Source organism: Flintibacter sp. HCN-6482 (assembly GCF_037892565.1).
In the GTDB taxonomy this organism is placed as follows: Bacteria; Bacillota; Clostridia; order Oscillospirales; family Oscillospiraceae; genus Lawsonibacter; species Lawsonibacter aceti.
Map to the genome: position 1 here is coordinate 853,326 of NZ_JBBKBK010000002.1, position 20,965 is coordinate 874,290.

General features: G+C 57.2%; 26 protein-coding genes. 6 read left to right on the forward strand and 20 right to left on the reverse strand.

Annotated features, from left to right (window positions below):
* Nucleotides 1–33 precede the first annotated feature (33 nt).
* The 6 genes from rfbA to WKS99_RS09240 all read right to left on the reverse strand — a co-directional run bounded on the left by rfbA (nt 34) and on the right by WKS99_RS09240 (nt 5,029).
* Nucleotides 34–891 (reverse strand): glucose-1-phosphate thymidylyltransferase RfbA, encoded by an 858-nt coding sequence (rfbA, locus tag WKS99_RS09215; protein ID WP_340405790.1) that lies wholly within the window; start codon nt 889–891, stop codon nt 34–36.
* 163 nt (nt 892–1,054) lie between these two features.
* A complete protein-coding gene (locus WKS99_RS09220; protein WP_340405791.1) occupies nt 1,055–3,028 on the reverse strand; it encodes a pyruvate carboxylase subunit B in 1,974 nt (657 codons plus the stop codon).
* 310 nt (nt 3,029–3,338) lie between these two features.
* A complete protein-coding gene (locus tag WKS99_RS09225) occupies nt 3,339–3,470 on the reverse strand; it encodes a hypothetical protein (RefSeq protein ID WP_262670409.1) in 132 nt (43 codons plus the stop codon).
* 506 nt (nt 3,471–3,976) lie between these two features.
* Nucleotides 3,977–4,234 (reverse strand): spore coat protein, encoded by a 258-nt coding sequence (locus WKS99_RS09230; protein WP_147571971.1) that lies wholly within the window; start codon nt 4,232–4,234, stop codon nt 3,977–3,979.
* Between the two features lie 13 nt (nt 4,235–4,247).
* Complete coding sequence (locus WKS99_RS09235) at nt 4,248–4,433, reverse strand: spore coat protein (protein ID WP_147571972.1); 186 nt, start codon at nt 4,431–4,433, stop codon at nt 4,248–4,250.
* Nucleotides 4,434–4,489: 56 nt separating this feature from the next.
* A complete protein-coding gene (locus WKS99_RS09240; protein ID WP_147571973.1) occupies nt 4,490–5,029 on the reverse strand; it encodes a hypothetical protein in 540 nt (179 codons plus the stop codon).
* A 159-nt stretch (nt 5,030–5,188) separates the two neighbouring features.
* Here WKS99_RS09240 and WKS99_RS09245 point away from each other — a divergent pair, with 159 nt between their 5' ends.
* From WKS99_RS09245 to tsf, 4 genes are all read left to right on the forward strand, one after another.
* Nucleotides 5,189–5,497 carry a rhodanese-like domain-containing protein gene (locus tag WKS99_RS09245; protein ID WP_186853250.1) on the forward strand — a complete coding sequence of 103 codons (309 nt, stop codon included), beginning with the start codon at nt 5,189–5,191 and terminating at the stop codon, nt 5,495–5,497.
* A 15-nt stretch (nt 5,498–5,512) separates the two neighbouring features.
* Nucleotides 5,513–7,219, forward strand: coding sequence for an FAD-dependent oxidoreductase (locus WKS99_RS09250; protein WP_340405792.1), 1,707 nt, complete (start codon nt 5,513–5,515; stop codon nt 7,217–7,219).
* A gap of 178 nt (nt 7,220–7,397) precedes the next feature.
* Nucleotides 7,398–8,126 carry a 30S ribosomal protein S2 gene (gene rpsB / locus WKS99_RS09255; protein WP_147571976.1) on the forward strand — a complete coding sequence of 243 codons (729 nt, stop codon included), beginning with the start codon at nt 7,398–7,400 and terminating at the stop codon, nt 8,124–8,126.
* A gap of 117 nt (nt 8,127–8,243) precedes the next feature.
* Entirely contained in the window at nt 8,244–9,164 is a 921-nt protein-coding gene (gene tsf, locus WKS99_RS09260) for a translation elongation factor Ts (protein ID WP_147571977.1), read from the forward strand.
* A gap of 118 nt (nt 9,165–9,282) precedes the next feature.
* Here the strand turns inward: tsf and WKS99_RS09265 are convergent, their stop codons facing one another.
* The 9 genes from WKS99_RS09265 to WKS99_RS09305 form a co-directional block, all read right to left on the reverse strand.
* Nucleotides 9,283–9,657, reverse strand: a complete 375-nt coding sequence (locus tag WKS99_RS09265; RefSeq protein ID WP_147571978.1) for an Asp23/Gls24 family envelope stress response protein — start codon at nt 9,655–9,657, stop codon at nt 9,283–9,285.
* A 135-nt stretch (nt 9,658–9,792) separates the two neighbouring features.
* Nucleotides 9,793–10,398 carry a SpoIIIAH-like family protein gene (locus WKS99_RS09270; RefSeq protein WP_147571979.1) on the reverse strand — a complete coding sequence of 202 codons (606 nt, stop codon included), beginning with the start codon at nt 10,396–10,398 and terminating at the stop codon, nt 9,793–9,795.
* Between the two features lie 22 nt (nt 10,399–10,420).
* Entirely contained in the window at nt 10,421–10,933 is a 513-nt protein-coding gene (locus tag WKS99_RS09275; protein WP_147571980.1) for a stage III sporulation protein AG, read from the reverse strand.
* A complete protein-coding gene (locus tag WKS99_RS09280) occupies nt 10,930–11,427 on the reverse strand; it encodes a stage III sporulation protein AF (RefSeq protein ID WP_186853247.1) in 498 nt (165 codons plus the stop codon). The genes WKS99_RS09275 and WKS99_RS09280 overlap by 4 nt, the downstream gene beginning before the upstream one ends.
* Nucleotides 11,424–12,485 carry a stage III sporulation protein AE gene (locus WKS99_RS09285; RefSeq protein ID WP_340405793.1) on the reverse strand — a complete coding sequence of 354 codons (1,062 nt, stop codon included), beginning with the start codon at nt 12,483–12,485 and terminating at the stop codon, nt 11,424–11,426. The genes WKS99_RS09280 and WKS99_RS09285 overlap by 4 nt, the downstream gene beginning before the upstream one ends.
* On the reverse strand, nt 12,482–12,871 hold the full coding sequence (locus WKS99_RS09290) for a SpoIIIAC/SpoIIIAD family protein (RefSeq protein ID WP_147571983.1): 390 nt from the start codon (nt 12,869–12,871) through the stop codon (nt 12,482–12,484). Before WKS99_RS09290 ends, WKS99_RS09285 begins: the two co-directional genes overlap by 4 nt.
* A 1-nt stretch (nt 12,872) precedes the next feature.
* Nucleotides 12,873–13,067, reverse strand: a complete 195-nt coding sequence (spoIIIAC, locus tag WKS99_RS09295) for a stage III sporulation protein AC (protein WP_147571984.1) — start codon at nt 13,065–13,067, stop codon at nt 12,873–12,875.
* Between the two features lie 25 nt (nt 13,068–13,092).
* On the reverse strand, nt 13,093–13,602 hold the full coding sequence (locus WKS99_RS09300) for a stage III sporulation protein AB (protein WP_147571985.1): 510 nt from the start codon (nt 13,600–13,602) through the stop codon (nt 13,093–13,095).
* Nucleotides 13,603–14,514: a stage III sporulation protein AB gene (locus WKS99_RS09305; protein ID WP_147571986.1), complete on the reverse strand. Its 912-nt coding sequence runs from the start codon at nt 14,512–14,514 to the stop codon at nt 13,603–13,605.
* Nucleotides 14,515–14,728: 214 nt separating this feature from the next.
* Here WKS99_RS09305 and WKS99_RS09310 point away from each other — a divergent pair, with 214 nt between their 5' ends.
* Together WKS99_RS09310 and WKS99_RS09315 are read left to right on the forward strand one after the other, a co-directional pair.
* Nucleotides 14,729–15,082 carry a DUF3796 domain-containing protein gene (locus WKS99_RS09310; protein ID WP_147571987.1) on the forward strand — a complete coding sequence of 118 codons (354 nt, stop codon included), beginning with the start codon at nt 14,729–14,731 and terminating at the stop codon, nt 15,080–15,082.
* A complete protein-coding gene (locus tag WKS99_RS09315; protein WP_147571988.1) occupies nt 15,079–15,291 on the forward strand; it encodes a helix-turn-helix transcriptional regulator in 213 nt (70 codons plus the stop codon). Before WKS99_RS09310 ends, WKS99_RS09315 begins: the two co-directional genes overlap by 4 nt.
* Nucleotides 15,292–15,508: 217 nt before the next feature.
* On the opposite strand, the gene WKS99_RS09320 is transcribed toward WKS99_RS09315, so the two are convergent.
* From WKS99_RS09320 to yfmH, 5 genes are all read right to left on the reverse strand, one after another.
* The gene (locus WKS99_RS09320) at nt 15,509–16,450 is read right to left on the reverse strand and encodes a transketolase family protein (protein WP_340405794.1); all 942 of its coding nucleotides are present in this window, start codon (nt 16,448–16,450) and stop codon (nt 15,509–15,511) included.
* A 1-nt stretch (nt 16,451) separates the two neighbouring features.
* Complete coding sequence (locus WKS99_RS09325) at nt 16,452–17,297, reverse strand: transketolase (protein WP_147571990.1); 846 nt, start codon at nt 17,295–17,297, stop codon at nt 16,452–16,454.
* A gap of 501 nt (nt 17,298–17,798) precedes the next feature.
* Nucleotides 17,799–18,641 (reverse strand): bifunctional methylenetetrahydrofolate dehydrogenase/methenyltetrahydrofolate cyclohydrolase FolD, encoded by an 843-nt coding sequence (gene folD, locus WKS99_RS09330; protein ID WP_240287501.1) that lies wholly within the window; start codon nt 18,639–18,641, stop codon nt 17,799–17,801.
* A 3-nt stretch (nt 18,642–18,644) separates the two neighbouring features.
* A complete protein-coding gene (lgt, locus tag WKS99_RS09335) occupies nt 18,645–19,682 on the reverse strand; it encodes a prolipoprotein diacylglyceryl transferase (protein ID WP_186853243.1) in 1,038 nt (345 codons plus the stop codon).
* Entirely contained in the window at nt 19,679–20,962 is a 1,284-nt protein-coding gene (gene yfmH, locus WKS99_RS09340; protein WP_340405795.1) for an EF-P 5-aminopentanol modification-associated protein YfmH, read from the reverse strand. Before yfmH ends, lgt begins: the two co-directional genes overlap by 4 nt.
* Nucleotides 20,963–20,965 lie beyond the last annotated feature (3 nt).

Genomic DNA, 20,965 nt, shown 5'->3' on the forward strand with positions numbered 1-20,965 from the left:
CTCTATCCTCCCCAAAACCAGTCCGCTTTTTCCTTACAAGCACTGTAAATATTTCCCATACAGAGTCATGGACAGCTCGCTGCCAATAGTATGGACCTGCTCCTCTGTGATCCAGCCCTCGTAAAGGCCCAGTTCCTCCAGACAGCCTACATAGCGTCCAGTGGTATCCTGGATATTGCGGATGGTCTGCCCTGCATCCAAAAGGCTGTCGGCGGTACCGGCGTCCAGCCAGGTAAAGTTCTTTTCCAAAGGGATGACCTGAAGTTCCCCCCGGTGGAGATATTCCAGATTCACATCGGTAATCTCCAGCTCTCCCCTAGCGGACGGCTTCAGGTGGCGAGCGATCTCCATAACCTGGTGGTCGTAGAAATAGAGCCCCGGTACAATGTAGTTGCTCTTAGGATAGCGAGGTTTTTCCTCAATGGAAATCGCCCTGCCGTCCTTGTCAAACTCCACTACACCAAACGGGCGGGGATCTTCTACCCAATAGCCGAAGACAGTGGCGCCCCGGTCGTTGGCAGCCGCCCGCTTCAAAGTAGCCGCCAATGTGGGGGCATAGAAGATGTTGTCCCCCAGCACTAGGCAGACGCGGTCGTTCCCCACAAAACTCTGACCAATCAGCAGCGCGTCGGCGATACCCCGGGCCACCGGCTGTTCCGCAAAGGAGATACGGGTTCCATACTGACTGCCATCTCCCAGCAGGGCCTCAAAGGTCTCAATCTCTCCGGGAGGCACAATAACCAGAATGTCAGAGATGCCTGCCTGCATCAAAATGGCGATTGGGTAATAGATCAGAGGCTTGTCATAGACCGGCAGCAGGGGCTTGCACACCGGCTTAGTCATGGGGTAAAGGCGGGTCCCCTTCCCCGCCGCTAGAACGATACCTTTCATTTCTGTGCCTCCTTGCCTGTCCGCAGGACAAAATGTCCATACAGCTTTTCTTATTTTACCACGACAACAGCGCCTTTTTCAAGCCAGAAATCCGTTAACTGCCGGCAAGCAAAAACTGGGTGAGAAGCCTTGCTTCTCACCCAGTTCCTATTCTTTTAACCGGTCAGCCAAGGACGACCAGCAGGTCATCCGTATTGACGGCGGTGCCTACCGCAGCAGAAACAGCCTTGACCGTACCATCCACAGGTGCGGAAACCTCAATTTCCATCTTCATGGCCTCCAGAACCACCAGGACATCGCCTGCCTTCACAGACTGGCCCACAGAGCACTCCACCTTAAAAATGTTGCCAGGCATGGGGCTCTTGACTGCCGTCTCACCGGCGGCCACGGCGGCGGCAGGAGCCGCAGCGGGAGCAGGCGCTGGGGCGGGAGCGGGAGCGGCGGCAGGAGCAGCCACAGGGGCGGCCGCGGGAGCAGCAATCACAGGGGCAGCCGCCACAGGCGCGGCGGGAGCAGCCCCGTCAGCTCGCTCAACGGCCACCTGGAAGGGCTTGCCGTCGATGGTGATGGTAAAGGTTCCGGTGCAGTCGCCGCCCTGAGCGCCCATTACCAGGTGGGGGGGCTGATAGGAAGCAGCGAAGGGCTCGATGGGGCGGGCAGTATAGCCATGGCCCGCGGGAGCGGACACGCCGGTGTAGTACACATGACCCTGCCAGGCAGGCAGGGGGGGCAGTTCGGGGGCCTTGGCGGCAACGGGAGCGGCCGCCTTCTTGGGCTCCTCCTTCTTGGGGAAGCCAGCCTCCCGGTCCTTGAAGAAGGCCATGGCCACCTGAGGGAAGGCGATGTAGGACAACACATCCTCATCGCTCTTGGCGGTGGCGCCCAGCTCCGCCTTGGTCTTCTCAAAGACGGGCTCCAGGGTGTCAGCATAGCGCCCTTCCACCAACGGGGTATCGCCCAGGATCTTCTTCTGGATCTCTGGATCAATGGGGGCGGGTGTACGACCGTACTCACCGCGGCAATATGCCTTGATCTCCTTGCCTACCACCTTATAGCGCTCGCCGGCCAGAACGTTCTGCACAGCCTGAGAACCCACCATCTGGCTGGTAGGGGTAACCAGAGGAGGATAACCCAAATCCTTACGGACCTTGGGCGTCTCGGCCAAAGCCTCGTCCAGCTTGTCAATGGCGTTCATCATCTTCAGCTGAGAGATGAGGTTAGACAGCATACCGCCGGGGATCTGATAGTTCAGACACTGGGTATCGGTAGCCATCGAGATGGGGTCCAGAGTGCCGTCCTTCAGGAAGTCAGCCCGGACATTTTTGAAAAAGTCAGCCATCTTGATCAGCACCTTGTCGTCCAGATCCACCTGGAAGCCCATTTCCCGCAGAGCATAGGCCATGGTCTCGGTAGCAGGCTGGGAGGTACCGCCGGACATGGGGGAGATTGCGCAGTCCAACACATCGGCGCCCGCCTCAACACACTTCATATAGGTCATGAAGGCCAAGCCGGTGGTACAGTGGGTATGGATGACAACAGGCATATCCGGTTCGGCGTCCTTGATGGCAGACACCAGATTATAAGCCTCCTGGGGTCCCATAATACCGGACATATCCTTGATACAGATGGAGGAAGCACCCATATTCTTCAGATCCTTCACCATGCCCACAAAAGTGTCCTGGGTGTGGACCGGGCTGGTGGTGTAAGAGATGGTACCGGAGGCATGGGCCCCCTGCTTGACGGCCTCGTCGATGGCGACCTCCAGATTACGCACGTCGTTCAGGGCGTCGAAAATACGGATGATGTCGATACCGTTTTTGACTGAGTACTCCACAAACTTACGAACTACGTCGTCCGGGTAATGCTTATAGCCCAGGATATTCTGACCACGCAGCAGCATCTGCAGCTTGGTGTTGGGCATCTTGGCACGGATCTTACGCAGCCGCTCCCAGGGGTCCTCCTGCAGGTAGCGCAGGCAGACGTCAAAGGTAGCGCCGCCCCAGACCTCAGCGGAGTAGAAGCCAGCCTTGTCCATAGTCTCCAGGATGGGCTCGAACTTGCTGTAAGGCAGCCGAGTGGCGATCAGGGACTGGTTGGCGTCACGCAGTACGGTCTCCGTAATATTTACTTTTCTCATGTTGATCGACCTCCGTATTGCTTTTTTTGCGCGGTACTAAATCAAAAAATCATCGCGCGGCACAATTTCAGCCGCCATCTAAAAAACGCTTACCGCTATTTTAGTATAATTTTTCCCATAAAGCAAGACCTCAATCAAGAATTATTCTGCGTTTTTCACTCCCTCTCCCTCTATCCGGGGGCGCTCTTTCCAGATGTATCGCTTCCTCTTACTTTTTAACAAAGAGCAGAAAAAGCCGCAGCATGGTCTTTTCAAACCTGCTGCGGCCTTCTGCCGCTTGTTCCCCGCGGCATGGGGATGCACTCCCCGGTCACCGATCACTGCACGAATCACCATCCTCATAGGAGTGATATCTGTCATACTCAAAGATCAAGTCATCCACGTCCACGTCGGCACGGACACGGGACCAGATATTGTTCACTTCACGCTTAGGCATCGTCATGCGGACACCTCCTTCCTTGTTTCTAAAATTAGGTATAAAAATACCACCGCCTGCGCCGCAAACGATGGAGCCAACATTCCAATATGTTGTGGATGCACGGACTGTCAGGTCCAATATCCGCGCACAGAATGTCGCCATCGCTTGCAGCTATAGGAGCCGCCCTGAGTTACATAATGATTTCGCTGATTCATTCCGCACGCCTCCTCTCTCATTCGTATCGCCGCCAGCATGAAAATGCCCGCAGACTGACAACCAACTTTGAATATTTCCAAAGCTTCGGCCGTTTCCGCGGGATGGCTAACGTATAGAATTGACTTTATACCGCACCAAAATAAAATCCAATTTCTTCGTTTTTGCCAGAACCAACAGGCTCTCCCCGCGGCAGCATTTTCCGCTGGTAATATTATTGTAAACCTAGGCAGCCCGTTTGTCAATCCTTTTTTGCAGGATTTTTCTGGTCAATCTGCAAGAGGGAGGGACTGTGCTTAGTCCCTCCCTCCGCTTCCTTATACGGTGGGCTGTTGGTTTGAATACTTGGTGTAAGCTTGGCTAATCTTATCCTGTGGCGCCTGTTCGGGACTGTACCAGCCCTTGCTCTGGGCTGTGGTGAACAGCTGGGTCTGGGTCTGGTGGCTCTGGTTAATCAGCTTGAGGAACTCATCCCGCAAGGGGACGCTCACGCACTCAGAGGCAAAAATACCGTAGTTCAGGGACATTTTCTTCTCACTATTCAGAAAATCTGTAATGCGTTCCTGGTCGTTCATGCTCTCGTCCTCCTTAGTGCAGATACTTCAGCAGGCAGGTGTAATTCTGCTGGTGCTGGCCAGCCAGGTTCTGGAAGCAGGTCTTCAGCTCCTGGTCGGTTGTTTCCTGGACGGCGGTCTGGTACTTGCTGTACAGCACCCGCTCGAAGTCCAGCTGGTCGGACAGGCCCGCCAGCTCTTTTGTGGTCAGATTGGGCATAGATGTTCCTCCTTTTTCTTGGGGAGATCCCCGTACTGGAAGTTAGTCTGCCCTGTTCATTCCCGATTATGCGGCCTCTTTGGTCTTCCCTCCCCATCAAATTCCCAGACCAGGTGAGGCCCGCCCTCCAGCCGCTCCAGGCGGGCCAGACAAAACAGGGCGTTCATCGGCACCGGCGCATTTGTACGGAAGGGCGCGGCCAGCCAGAATCCTTCCCGCCCCCTTCGGCATGGCATAGGGGAGCGAAGCTGCCCTCGGAGCACCGGGTCGGACACCAGCCGGTCCGGATGCTGTTCACAGTACCACCGCCCTCCCCTCTCCTCAGAAAAGGTAAAGGCCAGCGGCGCTTCGACCCGGAAGTCGGGCCAACAGCCTGCCCGCTCCAGTTCTCCAACGCTCAAGGTACGGCTCAATCGCAGGCGGTCTCCCTCAGGAACCAGGGTTCCCAGCAGCAGCTTTCCACCCCGGTCGCCGTGGAGCCATACCTTATATAGTCCCCTTCCATCAGATGGGCGCTCCGCCTCCAGCCGTACTCTAGGCCCCTCCTGACGCAGGAGCAGCGTCCCACCGCCGACCATTTCCATTCTCTGCTCCACTTGCGATGCCCCCTCTCCCTTTAGTCTATGCGGAAGGGGAAAGATTTTCTTCCCTTTCTCCTGTTTTTCAGTGATTTTTGTCCATACGGTGACCTTGTCACAGAATTTTTTCCCACACCGGGATAAATTATATTCAATAAGTTCTAGGGAGGCGTTTCCATGGGACCCTTTGATTTTTTTCTGCCGGGCAGGCGGCTTGCCAAACAACTGACCCAGTTAGACCAGTTGTCTGACCCCCTTCTGGTGGACGTCCGCACTCCGGAGGAGTTTCGTTCCGGCCATCTGCCTGGGGCCATTAATCTGCCCTTAGACCAGTTAGGGGCCGTCCCCCTTCCAAAAGGCCGGCCTGTCTTTGTCTACTGCCACAGTGGGGCCAGAAGCGCCCAGGCCTGCTCCACGCTCCGGGCCATGGGCTGCCAGGCATCTAATCTCGGCGGGCTTGCGGGTTACCGCGGCCCCTTGGAATAAGAGAGGAGTTTTATTATGAAAGTTGTAATCATCGGCGGCGTGGCCGGCGGGGCCACCGCTGCCGCCCGGCTCCGCAGGCTGGACGAGACTGCGGAAATCGTGATCCTGGAGCGCACAGGCTATGTATCCTATGCCAACTGTGGCCTTCCTTATTATGTAGGAGGGGTCATCCGAGCCCAGGACGCCCTTACCCTTCAAACGCCGGAGAGCTTTCGCGCCCGGTTCAACATCGATGTACGGGTGGGCCACCAGGCTCTGGCCATCCACCAGGAGAGCCATACCATCACAGTCCTGGATTTGGCCAGCGGCACACAATATGTGGAAGGCTATGACAAGCTTATCCTCTCTCCCGGCGCGCGGGCGGTCAAGCCCGATCTGCCGGGCGTAGACGACTGCCGAGTATTCACTCTGCGCACAGTGGAGGACACCCTGCGCATTCGGTCTTACATCGAGTCGCACCGTCCCCGTTCCGCTGTGGTGGTCGGGGGTGGTTTCATCGGGCTAGAGGGGGCTGAGAATCTACTCCACGCTGGGGTTGCCACTACTCTACTCCAGCGGAGCGGCCAGGTTCTGCCACCTCTTGACTGGGACATGGCCCAGGAGGTCCACTCCTACCTCCGCGGTCAGGGGCTGGACCTGAGACTGAACGCCGGAGTGCAGGGCTTCCAGGAGATGGATGGGCAGTTCTACACCCTAGTAAAGGACAGCGCCCCTATCCCCTCTGACCTGGTGCTGCTGGCCATCGGTGTCACTCCAGAATCCGACCTGGCACGAGAGGCTGGTCTGACCCTTGGAGCCAAGGGCGCCATCGTGGTCAATGAGCACATGGTCACCTCTGACCCAGATATCTATGCCGTAGGTGACGCTGTGGAACTGACTCACTTTGTATCCGGCAGCAAGGCCCTGATCGCCCTGGCCGGTCCGGCCAACAGGCAGGGCCGCATCGCCGCCGACCATATCTGTGGCCGGAAGAGCCGCTATGCCGGGGCACAGGGCTCCTCTATCATCAAGCTGTTCCACATGACGGCCGCCTCCACCGGTCTGAACGAAAAGGCCGCCCAGGCCGCTGGCATCCCCTATGATAAGGCGGTCACCTACTCCGCCTCCCACGCTACCTATTACCCCGGCGCTGAAAACATGACCATCAAAACCCTGTTTGACCCATCCAGTGGTCGGGTCCTGGGGGCCCAAATCGTGGGCTTCGGCGGTGTGGATAAGAGGATCGATGTGCTAGCCACCGCCATCCGGGCCAGGATGACCGCCGCCGAGCTAACTGAGCTCGATCTCGCCTATGCCCCGCCCTATTCCTCTGCCAAAGATCCGGTCAATATGGCTGGATATGTCATTGAGAACCTCCGGAATGGAGCCATTTCCCAATTCCACTGGTCGGACGTGGAGTCCATTCCAAAGGATGGCTCTGTCACTCTGCTGGATGTGCGCACTCCCCAAGAAGTGGCCGTCCAGGGCCTCATCCGTCCGGATGCTGTCAACATTCCCGTAGATGAGTTGCGGGATCGGATGGGAGAATTGGATCCCTCTAAACCCGTATACGTCAACTGTTACAGCGGACTGCGCAGCTACTTGGCCTGCCGTATGCTTGGCCAGCGCGGTTTCCAGTGCTCCCACCTCTCTGGCGGCTGGCGGTTCTGGTCCTATGTGACGACAAATCGGACCCACGAGGCGGCCCCTACCCACCCGTGCGGAGCAGCAATCGAAGAATAATCTGATTTTTACAGATTTTTTCATTTTTTTGTTGCATAACCATGAAAACCATGGTATACTACCAAGGCATTATGCGTGGGAGTGCGGATCTTTCGCCCGGTGCCCAGCCAGAAGTTGGGTTGGCGGAGGATATGATGCCCCCAGAAGAATTGAACTGAAAAACAGGAGGAAACAAACTATGGCAGTCGTATCTATGAAGCAGCTGCTGGAGGCCGGCGTTCACTTCGGCCACCAGACCCGCCGGTGGAATCCCAAAATGGCCACCTACATCTATACCGAGCGCAACGGTATCTATATCATCGACCTGCAGAAGACTGTGAAGAAGCTGGAGGAGGCCTACAATTTCGTCCGTTCTCTGGGCGAAAAGGGTGAGACTCTGCTGTTCGTGGGCACCAAGAAGCAGGCCCAGGAGGCCATCAAGGAAGAGGCCGGCCGTGTGGGCATGTATTGGGTAAACGCCCGCTGGCTGGGCGGTATGCTGACCAATTTTAAGACTATGCGCGGCCGCGTGGAGCGTCTGAACCAGCTGAAGAAGATGCAGGAGGACGGCACCTTCGATATGCTGCCCAAGAAGGAAGTTATGAAGCACCTGGGCGAGATCGCCAAGCTGGAGAAGTACCTGGGCGGCGTCACCGAAATGAAGAAGCTACCCGGCGCCCTCTTCGTGGTCGATCCCCGCAAGGAGCGCAACGCCATCAACGAGGCCCGCAAGCTGAACATCCCCATCGTCGCCATCGTGGACACAAACTGCGACCCCGACGAGATTGACTATGTCATCCCCGGCAATGACGACGCGATCCGCGCCATCAAGCTGATCTCCTCTGTCATGGCCAACGCCATCCAGGAGGGCAAGCAGGGCCAGGACCAGGCTCCCGCCGCTGAGGCCGAGGCTCCTACCGCTGAGTAAGCAAAAACTATCCCATCCGCATCACACAGCGCCCGCCCGCGCGGGCGGGCGCTGTTCTTATTTTGACATACAGCCGGGCCGGTGGGCCGGCTTGAGATAAAATGGAGGTAATTTATTATGGCTATTTCCGCAAAGGACGTACAGAAGCTGCGCGAGATGACCGGCGTGGGCATGATGGACTGCAAGAAGGCCCTGACTGAGTCTGAGGGCGATTTTGACAAGGCCATCGAGTGGCTGCGTGAGAAGGGCCTCGCCGCCCAGACCAAGAAGGCCGGCAAGGTGGCCGCCGAGGGTGTTTCCTACGCTGTTGTTACGGAAAAGGGTGTAGGCGTCATCATCGAGGTCAACTCCCAGACCGACTTTGTGGCCAAGAACGACGTCTTTAAGGATTTCGTTATGGCCCTGGCCGTGGTGGTAGCCGAGGAGGCTCCCGCCGATGTGGAGGCTCTGAAGGCCTGCCGCTATCCCGGCACTGAGCGTACCGTGGCCGATGTCACCGCCGACAAGGTGCTGGCCATTGGCGAGAACATCCAAATCCGCCGCTTCGTCCGCTATGCTGAAGGCGTCAACGTCCCCTATATCCACATGGGCGGAAAGGTCGGTGTGCTGGTCAATCTGGCCGTTGAGGGCATCGAGCCCCAGCAGGTCACTGAGTTGGGCAAGGACATCGCCATGCAGATTTGCGCTATGAACCCCTCTTACCTGGACAAGTCCGACGTTTCCCAGGAGGTGCTGGACAAGGAGAAGGAGATCCAGCTGGCTCTGATGGCCAACGATCCCAAGATGGCCGCCAAGCCCGACAAGGTGAAGGAAGGCATCGTGATGGGCAAGCTGGGCAAGTACTACGAGGAAAACTGCCTGTTGCAGCAGGCCTTTGTCAAGGAGAACAAGATCTCTGTGGAGAAGCATGTAGCCGAGATCGCCAAGCAGCTGGGCGGCAAGATCACTGTCAAGGCTTTCACCCGCTTCGCTACTGGCGAGGGTATCGAAAAGGCCGAGGATGACTTCGCTGCCGAGGTCGCATCCATGGTCAAGTAAGGAGTCTGTGACCTTTAAATGATAGGGGCCCGTGGTATTTACCACGGGCCCCTTCTTTTCCCGGTTTGCCATAAATACGGAAAAGCCTCTGGCATTGCCAGAGGCTTCACAGTTTTATTCAAGCTTTCGGCGGGAATGTGATCCCAGCCACCGACACATTGACCACTGAAACCTCTAAGCCGGTCATCGATTCAATGGCACTCTTGACACCATCCTGGATGGCCCTTCCAATCTCAGGGATGGTGTGTCCATAGCCCATCAGGACGGACAGCTCCACTTCCACTTTATCGTCCTCCATCCTGACATGCACGCCCTTAGCCAGGTTCTTTTTGCCCAGTAGCTCGGCGATATCACTGCCCAGATTGGCGGCCAGGCCGCTGACCCCCTCCACATCCAGAGCGGCAGCGGCGGTGATGGCAGCCAGCACCTCCTCGGAGATATGGATATTGCCCAGCTCATCCGAGCGGGAAACGTACTCTTTATTCTCACTCATGGTTTGCCACGCTCCTTAGATCGCAGTTTTCATCAGAGAAGCCGGACGCCCCCAAGCGTCCTCCTTACTTCGTGCTTATTGTAACACAGTTCTCTCCGTTTGACAACTGCGGTCTGAAAACTTTCCCGCGCCGTGTCACTCCACCTCGATAATCTTGATTTGATCGGCGGTAAAACCGGCTGCCTGGTTGACCACGTCCACGATCTTGGCGGTATCTGCCTCCACCAATCCGCCCTCCGGCGCGGAAACAGCCAGCGACAGAGAGTTCTCTCCAATAAAGGCTACACAGTCTGTATAGCCCTTTGCCACCACCAGATTTTCAATTTGAGCTTCCGTCACCGTGTAATCGGCCATGGTCTGAATAGTCTCGTTGACCTGCTCTTTTACCGTTTCATCGGCATCCTCACGGGCGGCGGCGTCCTGAAGAAGGGACAGGGCGCTGTCCCTGGCCTGCTGCCGGTTGAGCCGGGCTGTGGCAAAGTAGTCGCTGGAGGCTGACGCCGTCCCTGTATCACTGGCCGTCCCGCCCACATCGGCGGTCCCGCTTCCATTGGACAGCAGAGGATCCTCTGTCTCTCCGCCTACCATGGTGGACTGGCCCAGCGTCTTGCCCGCCTGGGCCTCCTGCTCATAGTTCCAGTTCAAATAGACCGCCGCGCACACGAATAGGGCAATGGCCGCCACCACCGCATTGCGCTTCCACAGCTGGGACCAGCCGGTCCCCTTCTTACCCGTTCTCATGTCGATTCCTCCCTGATATAAATTAAGTATTTCCCTGACAAATGGATATCCGGTCCGTGCCCAGTCCCGTCAAAGCGGACACTGCCTCCAGCAGCCTCAGCTGGATTCGGGGATCTCCCCCGCCGGGACAGACCACCAGCGCCCCCCGAAACTCCGGAGCCAGTGTTTGGAGAGGGACTACTTCCTGCTGTCCGGAGCCCCGCCCCACGGTAACTGTGGTAGAGGAACCTCCCCCTTCCCGGTCCCGCTCCTGGTCCTGGGCCAATATCTGGCGGCCGTCGCTGTCCAGCGTCAGTACCACCCGGACCTCTCCAGCCCCCTCCACTTGGGAAAGAGCCCGCTCCATCTTCTCCTCGAAGGCCTCCAGATCAAAGCCCTCAGCAGGAGCCTGGGCCCCCTCCTGGCCTTTGTCTCTCTGGCCTGTCGTGGGCAGGGCCATCAGCACCACCCCAAGCCCGATAACCAGCAGCACATATTTATATTTTCCCAGCGCCTCCTTCCACCTCAGAGCCAATTTCGGCCAATCCAGCTTCACGGCAGTTCCCCCTCCTCAACATAAGCCTGCTCCTCCTCCGGGATGCCCAGGTCCTCCTGGATCACCAGGGACAGCCGCTCCCGCTCCCCTTCTGTCAGAAAGCCGGATACTTCCGCCCGCTCCGGTAGGAACAGCCCCTCCTCCCCTGCCCGGCAGGATACCCGGGCGGTGCAGGTCAGTCCAAGTTCTGCCGCCTTGTCCACAATATATGCGGCATATTCCTGCTCTATGATCGTTTTCATCTGCTCATCCACCTGCCGCTCCAATTCCTGTGTTCTATCCTCCAGGCCCAGGTGATATTCCTCCAGCCAACGCTGCCCCCCTTCCAGATCCAGTTGGGCCAGAGGGGCGAGGATGACCGCCAGCAACATCAGGCCGCAGACCAGCCGTCCCACCCGCCTCACTGGTCCGGCGGGCATTAGGCCGTCAGCCAGGGCGCAGAGGACAGAGGCCCCCGTGATAGACAGCAGCCAGCTCCCGACCCCGGCCATCATGGGATCACCGCCATAATAGCAGACACCAAGCTGACCAGCAGCACCAGAGCCGCCGCGCCGGTCATCCCCAGCACTAGGCCGAACGCGCCGCCGATGGCGTCGATCAACTGACTCAGCCTGGGCTGTGCCACAGTGGCGCACAGGGCCGCCGTGGCCTTATAAATCAGGTATTGCAGGGCCAGCCGCAGGAAAGGAGTCAGACAGATGGCCAGCACCACCAACATCCCAACCACCCCAACCGTCCCTTTCAGCACACCCGCCCCGGCCAGCACAGTTTCCGAGGCGTCGGCCAGAATTCCCCCCACCACTGGAATAGCTCTGGAGATAGCCAGCTTGGCCGCTTTGACCGCCGAGGCGTCTACCGTTCCGGCGATAGCTCCGCTGGCGGTCAGATAGCCCACAAAGGCCAGGAGGAAGGCCGTCAACAGGAAAGAAGCGGCCCCCTTCAGCAGCCCCGCCAGTTTTTTCAGTCCGGGATTACCCACCGCCGCATGGGCACAGCTAGCCGCCACGTAGGCATATACCATAGGGATCAGGAGCCGGTCCATGGCGGTGATGAGAAGCTGGGAAAACAGGACTGTGGCTCCCTGTCTGACTGCTCCTCCCGTCACCCCTCCGGTGGCGGCGGTGAGTACAGCCATCACCGGGAGCAGGGTTTCAGAAAAGGTTCCCATCCGGCCGATGGTGTCACGCCCCATCCCGATCATGACTGCCATATCTGTCATGGTAAGTGCGGTGATAGCTAGCGCCCCGGCGATCTCCACCGCCTGGAGTCCCTCACTCTTGCCCTGGGCGGCCCCCTCTGCCATGGCGCACAGCAGGACCACCGCCAGCAGCTTCAGCCCTGTGGCAATGCTGGCCCGGAGCAAGGAGCCGATTTGGTCCAGAGCGTCGGAAAAAAGATTGGACAAGCCCTGGTCCAATCCCCCATCCGCCTCCACGCCGTAGCTCTCCGCCTGGTCCCACAGCTCGTCCATTCCCGGCACCTCCGCCTCCTGGGCGAAACAAAGCGGAGCACTCAATAGGAGGGCCAGCAGCAGGATACACAACTTTTTCATTTTAGCATCTCCGTCATCATCAGTACCACCGCTCGGACGAGCGGCAGGGCCACCACCAGGGCCAGGACTGTTCCAGCCGTCTCCACAAAGGCGGCCACCCCTCCCTCACCGGCTGACTTGCATACCTCCGCGGTCAGACGTGTCAGGATAGACAGGGCCACTGTCTTGACCACTGGCTCCAGCAGCTCCTCCGACAGGCCGGCCAGACTGGTGAGCTCCTCCATCAGGGCCACAACTGCCCCCAAGCCGTCCGCAACCAGGGCGACCATCCACAACCCGGCCGCCAGGGCCAGCAGCAGAGCCAGCTCAGGGGTGTTTTTCCGTAGAACTACCCCCAGTACCGCGGCCGTGATGGCCCCCGCCGCCACCTTGACCATCAGGTCCATATCAGAGGCGGAACAGGGTCTTTACCATGTCGAACAGGCTGGCGATCTCCTGGACCACCATCATCAGGACCACCACCAGGGCGGCTAAGGTGGTCATCATAGCCTGTTCGTCCCGGCCAGCCCGGCTCAGAACCTGGTTGAGTACCGCCACCACAATCCCAATCGCGGCGATCTTAAAAATTAGATCTACGTCCAATGCGAACCCCTCTTTCGTGTCAAGATCAGATCAGCAGGATGACCAAAAATGCTCCACCCGTCAGCCCAAGGGCCTGGCACACCCTGCCCTGCCGCCGGCTCTCTTCCGCATCCTTCTCCCGTTCTTCCTCCAAATGGCGGCGGGCAGCGGAGATACCCTGTATCTGGGCCTGGCTGTCATAGCGCCCAAGCAGCTCGCCCAGGGGATAGAGGCAGGCTCGCCCACTCTCTCCCAGCTCCCTCCGGCGGTCTATCAGAGTGGGCCAGGACCTGGACAGCCCCTCCTGATCCAGATGCTCCAGCGCCTGCCGGAGATCCTGAAAAAGCAGTCTGGCCTGTCCCCTTGTCCGGCCTGACAGGTCATCCACCAGATGGGGCAGGGGGGCTCCCCCCAGCTCCAGCTCCCGTTCCAGCAGTTCCAGTCCCTCCGCCACTTCTCCCATGGCCCTTCCTCTGGCCCGCATCTCCCAGGAGGCGCGAAACCCAATCCAAGCACATCCGGCGGCCAGCAGGGTGGCACCTAAAAGTCTTATCATTCATCCCAACTCCTCTATTTGATAGCTCCTTCCAGCGCCCTCCCGTCGGATGAGGAGCAGCTTTTGAAAGATACCTGCTTCCATCAACGCCCGGTACAGGGGGCGCCGCTCCAGGTCTTCCCGGCTGTTCCCATGGGCCGTGGCCAGCAACGTAACTCCGCAGCCAGCCGCGGTTCTCAGGGCGGCTACATCCTCCGGCGCCGTAATCTCATCTACAGCCAGCACCTGGGGATTCATCGCCCGCATCAGAAGCATAAGCCCCCGCGCCTTTGGACACCCCTCCATTACATCAGTTCTGGAGCCTACATCCAGCTGAGGACAGCCGCTGTAAAGGGCTGCCACTTCCCCACGCTCGTCCATCAAGGATACGCGCCGCGGTTGGCAACCATCTCCGTCCGACACCCGGCGGACTAAGTCCCGGAGGAGCGTAGTCTTTCCGGCCCCCGGCGGAGCCAGAATCAGCGTACTGACTAGCTTCCCGCCTGGGCACAGCCTGCCCAAGACCGGGTCAGAGGCATTCCTCACCTGTCGCGCCACACGGATGGCCGCCGAGGAAAGCTGCCGCAAGCTGTGAATTTCTCCCTCCCGCAGAACAGCGGTGCCACACAGGCCGATCCGATGCCCCCCTTCCACCGTCAAGTATCCTCGTCTGAGTTGGTCCAGTACGGCATGAACCGAGGCCCTGCTGGCAATCTCCACCAGCTGCTCCAGCTCACCCGCTCGCACCGGTTCCCCGCCTAGCGGCCTCTCTCCCTCTGGAAATACCGCCGACATGGGCTGTCCCACCCGGAGCCGCAGTTCCTCCGCTCGGCATTGATCTTGGAGCGGGAGGGAGAATGCCTCCTGCCGCAGCCTGGGCGGCAGAACGCCCACGACCTGCCGATATGCCTGTTCTCGTATCATTTGTTCCATTCTTTTCCACCGACCTTTGCCTTATCCTATGAGGACAGGCCCTGGGATATGACCAGTAAAATATTTTCCTCTCTCATCCTAGGGACTCTCAAGCTGCATACCAGTGGGAAACTGAATTTTTCTCCTTGACATTTTTATTTTTATATGATATATTTCGCACATATGATAAAAATATATCACATAACAATACATCACTGATGTACAGGAGGAGTATATGAAACATCCATTCAACTATCTCTCATTGGCCGCCCTTCCCGCGCTAGCCAGCCTGCTCTATTTCCCCACCGGAGAGCGCGACTATCTCTGTTTTCTCGGTTTTTTGGTTTTTCTTCGATACCTGTGGGTCAACCCTGACGAGTTGTTCTTACTCTCTGTCCGTAAAGCGGCCACTGGCGCCTTCCTGCTCCAGTTCGCACTGATCTGGCCCTGCCTGTTTCTATTCCATTTCCTGGCTCCCCAGGCAAATCCCATGCCCCAGGCCCTCGGGATCAGTTGGGCCGCCGGTGTCATCTTCTTCTGTCTGTACCACAGCTGGTTGGAGTGGAGAGAGGCGGGAGGATTGGAATGAGCCTGAAAACACGCATCCGGGAATTGCGGGCCCGTGACAGACTTAGTCAGGAAGATCTGGCCCGGAAGGTGGGAGTACGCCGGGAGACCATAGGCAATCTGGAAAACGGCAGGTATAACCCCTCCCTAAAGTTGGCCATGGACATCGCCAAGGTATTTGATACTACCGTGGAAGATATTTTTTTCTTCTTTGACGAATCAGCATCCTAGGACTGATGCTGAAAAAAATTCTCTCTCCTTTTTCTATGAAACAGTGAGGGTATCAGGATGCTTCCTTTCCGGCATAGTCCCATAGCAGTGTAAAGGAAGAGAAGTTCTCTAACAAAAATACCTCTGTCCCACACTGAAATCTGGACAGAGGTATTTTTCGTATAAAGTTTTTTGTAAAGATTCTAAATACTTCTTTCGCCGCACGGACAGCCGTGCGTCAGTTACAAAATTCCTTCGCCACCTCGACAATATGCTCCGCGGACAGGCCAGCCTCCTTCAGCAGAGCAGCGGCGGGGCCAGAGTGTCCAAATTCGTCATTTACACCTATGCGCTTTACTGGAGTAGGATGCTTTTCACTGAGCAGCGCGCATACGGCCTCACCCAATCCGCCAATCACACTGTGTTCTTCACAGGTGATTATTTTGCCGCAGTCCCTGGCCGCGGCCAGAATGATTTCTTCATCCAGTGGTTTGATAGTACAGAGATTGATCACACGGGCACTGATCCCTGATTCTTTCAAGATTCTTCCCGCCTCAGCCGCTTCATTGACCATCAAACCGGTCGAGAGGATCGCTACATCAGTTCCGTCCTGAATCATCTCGCCCTTGCCAATCTGGAATGTAAACGTATCCTCATCATGGAATACAGGCACAGCCAGTCTGCCAAAGCGCAGGTAAACCGGCCCTTGATGCTCATAAGCAGCCTTAACAGCGGCCCTTGCCTCCACATCGTCAGAAGGGCAGAGGACAACCATTCCAGGGATGGAGCGCATCAGCGCGAAATCCTCACAGCACTGATGCGACGCCCCGTCCTCTCCTACCGAAATTCCCCCGTGGGTAGCGCCGATCTTCACATTTAAATGGGGATAGCCGATTGAGTTCCGGATCTGCTCAAAAGCCCTTCCAGCGGCGAACATGGCAAAAGTGGAGGCAAAGGGCACCAGTCCCATAGCCGCAGCCCCTGCCGCGGCCGCCATCATATTTCCCTCTGCGATCCCACAATCGAAATGACGGTCAGGATATTCTTTTTGAAAGACATTTGTTTTGGTCGCCCCTGCCAAATCGGCGTCAAACACAATCAGGTCCTTATGTTGGGCAGCTAATTCTTTCAAAGCACGTCCATAACTGTCGCGGGTCGCGATTTTTTTGATATCCGCCATTTTACATCGCCTCCACTTCCGCCAGATGGGCTGACAATTCCCTCATGGCAATCTCATATTCCTCATCATTCGGGGCTTTTCCGTGCCAGCCGACCTGATTCTCCATATAACTGACACCTTTCCCTTTGACCGTTTTCATCACAATGGCAAAAGGTCTGCCTTTGGTCACTCTGGCCATATAAAAAGCCGCTTCAATCTGCTCAAAGTCATGTCCATCTATTTCCATGGTCTCTATGCCAAAGGCGCGCAGTTTATCAACAATCGGATAGGGGTTCATCACATCCGCGACATTTCCGTCAATCTGCAATCCGTTGTTATCGATAATGACACAGAGGTTGTCCAGCTTATAGTGATGAGCAAACATCATAGCCTCCCAGACTTCCCCTTCTTGGATCTCGCCGTCGCCCAGCAGAGCATATACCCGGCAGCTCTTGCCCTGATATTTCGCTGCCAGAGCCATCCCCGCAGCTGCGGATATTCCCTGCCCCAGAGAGCCAGTAGACATATCTACACCTGGAGTTTCATTCATATTTGGATGGCCTTGAAGATAGCTGCCAATGTGCCGGAGCGTCAAAAGATCCTCCACTGGGAAAAAGCCTCTGTTCGCCAAAGCCGCGTACAGCCCCGGTGCCGTATGTCCTTTTGAGAGCACAAATCGGTCCCGATCCTCCCAGCCTGGCCTATTTGGATCTACCCTCAACTCTTTAAAATAGAGAAATGTGAACAGGTCCGCGGCGGACAAGCTGCCGCCGGGGTGACCCGCCTTCGCGCTGTGTGTCCCCTCAATCACGCCCATGCGCACTTTACAGGCCATCATCTCTAACTGCTTTTTTTCCTGGGCTGTCATAGTTACTCCTTCTTTCTCCTGTCAGTGTTGTTTCCATGTCTCTTTTTAGTTGCTCAATGAATCGCCAATCGAATCGGATATTTCATCCAATCCAACTGCCGTATGAAGCGAAATTCCGGTTCTCACCGCGCATTAAAAATCTCATCGATGATCTGCTATCTTGTGTATTTGTTCCCAATTTGCTTTCATGGATGCTCATAAGTATGTCCTACGCCCACGGGCTCCCCAAAAGCACCAGGAAGTATGTTTTATTATATTTGTTTTAAGGCAAAAATGCAAGACTGTCTTAGCCTCTAGCTGACTATTCCTTTTTCAAATGGTCATTCTGTTGGCACCAAAAGATATGTCTTCTTCAATCCCTTGACGCAGTGAGCAATGCCTGAAACACCCGCTTTATCATTCAGAGAAGCTCAACAGAAGAAATCAGGCGAAAGGATTGGGCGCAAATTTGTATAGATTTGCGCCCAATCCTCTCTTTACTATATTGATTGACCTATCTATTTATTTTCCATGCTGTCTGGCCGCATACAGGGTATTTTCCATCAGCATAGCCCTGGTCATCGGGCCTACCCCGCCCGGAACAGGTGTAATGTAAGACGCCTTGTCAACTATTGAGCCATAGTCCACATCGCCGCACAGCTTCCCCTGTTCATTGCGGTTCATGGCCACGTCGATGACAACGGCCCCCTCCTTCACCATATCCGCGGAGATCAGGCCGACCCGTCCGGCGGCAGCTACCAAAATATCTGCCTGGAGGCACATCTCTTTTAGATTCCTGGTCCGGGTGTGACAGATGGTGACAGTGGCATTCTTTTGGACCATCAGCATGGCCTGGGGCTTCCCTACGATATTGGACCGGCCCACAATGACACAGTGCTTCCCTGCCGGGTCGATCCCATACTCCTGCAGAAGTTCCATAACACCAGCTGGGGTGCAGGGCTTGAAGCCCTCCTCCCCGATCATCAGCTGTCCCACATTGAAGGGGTGAAAGCAGTCCACGTCCTTATCCGGCCGGACAGCCAGCAGCACCTCCTTCTCATTCAGGTGGCTGGGCAGAGGCAGCTGCACCAGTATCCCGTCAATATCCTCTCTGTCATTCAGGGCGGCCACCAGCTCCAACAGCTCTTTCTGGGTGGTCTCCCCCGGCAGGGCGTACTCCTCACTGTAAATTCCGCACTCTCCGCAGTCTTTTTTCTTTCCGTTCACATAGACCCGGGAGGCGGGGTCGTCCCCAACCAACACCACAGCCAGCCCAGGCTTTATGTCAAGCTGTTCCACCTGACGGCGGACCCGCTCCTTTACCTTGGCGGCCAGAGCCTTTCCGTCCATTACAATCGCTGCCATCGGTTAATCCTCTCCTCTGCCTTCCTCATTTTTCTCTTTCTGGGTGGTATCTTCGCTGTCCTCGTCTCCATCTTCGGTGGTGTCTGGGCCCTGACATTCCTGTTCCGCTGCTCCGGCCACCCGTTGAGCCGCCAGACGGTTTACATACAGCTTTTCCGGGCTGTGGCCCCTTTTCAGCAGCAGGAACAGCAGGACCGCTCCCGCCACCACAGCCGAGATAGCCGCCAGCGCCTGTGAGGTACGGATCGGCACCCCAAACAGCTCCAGGCCGAAGAAATAGAGGCTGTCGGTACGCAGGCCCTCGATCCAGGCCCGGCCAAGCCCGTACCAGAACACATAGAACAGGAAGCACTGTCCGTCGAACTTCCGCTTTCTGCCTACCAGATAGACCAAAATCAGCCCCACAAAGTTCCAGGCAGATTCATAAAAAAAGGTAGGATGTACCCCCAGCGTTCCGCTGAGGATGGCCTCGTAGCCGGCCTGGTCCACATAGCCCCACCGCAGCATATCCTCGGCAATGGATGGACCGCACATCCGCCAGGGCAGGGTGGTGACGCCGCCAAATGCCTCCACGTTCATGAAGTTGCCCCAGCGGCCTACCAGCTGGCCGATAAACAAGCCGTGCACCCCCAAATCGGCAAAAGCCAGGAAGCTGATCTTCCGCACATGGCAGAAGATTAGCAGTACGATAACCGAGGAAATGATGGCCCCATAGATGGCCAGCCCGCCATCGCCATAATTGAGTATCTTTCCCCAGTTCAGAGAGCCGTCCGCATTTTGGAAGATACTCAGGTTGAATATCACATAGTAGGCCCGAATGGCTACCAGGGCAGCCGGGACAGCGAAGATCATCATATCCAGGATCTGGTCCTCGTTAATCCCGAATCGCTTTCCCCACCGGGAGCACAGGATGACTGCCAGGATCAGGCCGGACACAATGATGATGCCGTACCAGTAGATCGGCCGGCCCAGTACCGTAAGCGCCACTCTGTTCAGGGTAAATTCCAGTCCCAGACCTGGAAAGGTCACCGTATTAATCAAGCCTGCCCCCCCTCTCTGGGACGGACCACAGACAGGGCCGCGCGCTCCTCCGTGACCCAGCGGCCGATCAGGTCCTCCGCCTCCTCCTTGGTGATGGAGCTGAACAAGTCCGCAAATTGGAGGAAGTTCACCCCGGCGAAGAAGGATCGAGCCTGACCCACACACAGGTTTTCGAAGGAATTGAGGCCCCGGACCTTGTTGCCGTAGACGCCCTTCTTCAACCGCTCCCAAAGCTTGCCGTCAATGCCCTCCCGGCCGATGCGACCGGCCTCCTCAGCCACCGCCATTCGGACCGCCTCCGGGTCCTTGGACTCCCCCCCGGCGCACAGGAAGGAACAGCCAGGATAAGACTCATACCCGTAGGAGAAATTCTGATTGATGAGCCCCTCCTGGTACAGCTTGGAATACAGCGGAGTGGAGTTGCCCAATAGGCCCTCCAGGGCCAGCTCGGCCACCAGCTCCTGACGCAGACCACTCTCGCCCCTCTGGGGGGCGTCGCCCTTGTAGCCCAGCTGGAAGATGGGGGTGGACACCTCCATCCGCTCCTCCACCAGGGACTTGGCCACACGGTCGGCCTCCTTCTCCCCATAGTCCTTGGCGGCGATTGAGCCCGCCTGCCTGGGCAGGATCTCCCGGGCCACCTGGCAGATATGCTCCGCCTCCACAGGGCCCGCCACGCACAGCACCATGTTGGCCGGATCGTAGAAGGCCTTGTGGCAGGCGTACAGGGTGTCGGCGGTGATGTGGGAGATGGACTCCACACTGCCCGCCACGCTCACCCGGATGGGGTGGTGCTGGTACAGGGCGGCCATCAGGTTCATAAAGACCTTCCAGTCCGGGTCGTCCTCGATCATGCCGATCTCCTGTCCGATGATGCCTTGTTCCTTGTCTACGCTCTCCTGAGTAAACCAGGGGACAGAAACAAAGGAGAGGAGGATGCGCAGGTTCTCCTCAAATTTCTCCGTGGACTCGAAGTAGTAGCCCGTGATGGCGGAGCTGGTAAAGGCGTTGGGGGAGGCCCCGTTGGCCGCCAGGTCCTGGAGGGCGTTGCCCTCCTTGGTATCGAACATCTTGTGCTCAAGGAAGTGGGCCACACCGGCCGGGCTCTGATGCCACTGGCCGTCCAGACAGAATTTCATGTCCATGCCGCCGTAGTTGGTGGCAAAGAAGGCATACCCCTTCTGAAATTCCGGCTTTGGGAATACGAACACATTGAGTCCGTTGGCCAGCTTTTCGTGGTACATCCGCTCCCCTACCCGGGAAAATTCCAGCTTTTCCATGGC

Excerpts from the sequence above, each read along its gene's own strand:
- WKS99_RS09270 (WP_147571979.1), bottom strand. The coding sequence starts at position 10,398 with ATGAGAACGGGTAAGAAGGGGACCGGCTGGTCCCAGCTGTGGAAGCGC.
- rpsB (WP_147571976.1), top strand. The coding sequence starts at position 7,398 with ATGGCAGTCGTATCTATGAAGCAGCTGCTGGAGGCCGGCGTTCACTTC.
- WKS99_RS09250 (WP_340405792.1), top strand. The coding sequence starts at position 5,513 with ATGAAAGTTGTAATCATCGGCGGCGTGGCCGGCGGGGCCACCGCTGCC.
- WKS99_RS09315 (WP_147571988.1), top strand. The coding sequence starts at position 15,079 with ATGAGCCTGAAAACACGCATCCGGGAATTGCGGGCCCGTGACAGACTT.
- WKS99_RS09230 (WP_147571971.1), bottom strand. The coding sequence starts at position 4,234 with ATGAACGACCAGGAACGCATTACAGATTTTCTGAATAGTGAGAAGAAA.
- yfmH (WP_340405795.1), bottom strand. The coding sequence starts at position 20,962 with ATGGAAAAGCTGGAATTTTCCCGGGTAGGGGAGCGGATGTACCACGAA.
- WKS99_RS09225 (WP_262670409.1), bottom strand. The coding sequence starts at position 3,470 with ATGACGATGCCTAAGCGTGAAGTGAACAATATCTGGTCCCGTGTCCGT.
- WKS99_RS09280 (WP_186853247.1), bottom strand. The coding sequence starts at position 11,427 with ATGATGGCCGGGGTCGGGAGCTGGCTGCTGTCTATCACGGGGGCCTCT.
- WKS99_RS09310 (WP_147571987.1), top strand. The coding sequence starts at position 14,729 with ATGAAACATCCATTCAACTATCTCTCATTGGCCGCCCTTCCCGCGCTA.
- WKS99_RS09285 (WP_340405793.1), bottom strand. The coding sequence starts at position 12,485 with ATGAAAAAGTTGTGTATCCTGCTGCTGGCCCTCCTATTGAGTGCTCCG.
- WKS99_RS09320 (WP_340405794.1), bottom strand. The coding sequence starts at position 16,450 with ATGGCGGATATCAAAAAAATCGCGACCCGCGACAGTTATGGACGTGCT.
- WKS99_RS09325 (WP_147571990.1), bottom strand. The coding sequence starts at position 17,297 with ATGACAGCCCAGGAAAAAAAGCAGTTAGAGATGATGGCCTGTAAAGTG.
- WKS99_RS09235 (WP_147571972.1), bottom strand. The coding sequence starts at position 4,433 with ATGCCCAATCTGACCACAAAAGAGCTGGCGGGCCTGTCCGACCAGCTG.
- WKS99_RS09220 (WP_340405791.1), bottom strand. The coding sequence starts at position 3,028 with ATGAGAAAAGTAAATATTACGGAGACCGTACTGCGTGACGCCAACCAG.
- WKS99_RS09300 (WP_147571985.1), bottom strand. The coding sequence starts at position 13,602 with ATGATAAGACTTTTAGGTGCCACCCTGCTGGCCGCCGGATGTGCTTGG.
- folD (WP_240287501.1), bottom strand. The coding sequence starts at position 18,641 with ATGGCAGCGATTGTAATGGACGGAAAGGCTCTGGCCGCCAAGGTAAAG.
- tsf (WP_147571977.1), top strand. The coding sequence starts at position 8,244 with ATGGCTATTTCCGCAAAGGACGTACAGAAGCTGCGCGAGATGACCGGC.
- WKS99_RS09305 (WP_147571986.1), bottom strand. The coding sequence starts at position 14,514 with ATGGAACAAATGATACGAGAACAGGCATATCGGCAGGTCGTGGGCGTT.
- rfbA (WP_340405790.1), bottom strand. The coding sequence starts at position 891 with ATGAAAGGTATCGTTCTAGCGGCGGGGAAGGGGACCCGCCTTTACCCC.
- WKS99_RS09245 (WP_186853250.1), top strand. The coding sequence starts at position 5,189 with ATGGGACCCTTTGATTTTTTTCTGCCGGGCAGGCGGCTTGCCAAACAA.
- WKS99_RS09265 (WP_147571978.1), bottom strand. The coding sequence starts at position 9,657 with ATGAGTGAGAATAAAGAGTACGTTTCCCGCTCGGATGAGCTGGGCAAT.
- WKS99_RS09290 (WP_147571983.1), bottom strand. The coding sequence starts at position 12,871 with ATGGACCTGATGGTCAAGGTGGCGGCGGGGGCCATCACGGCCGCGGTA.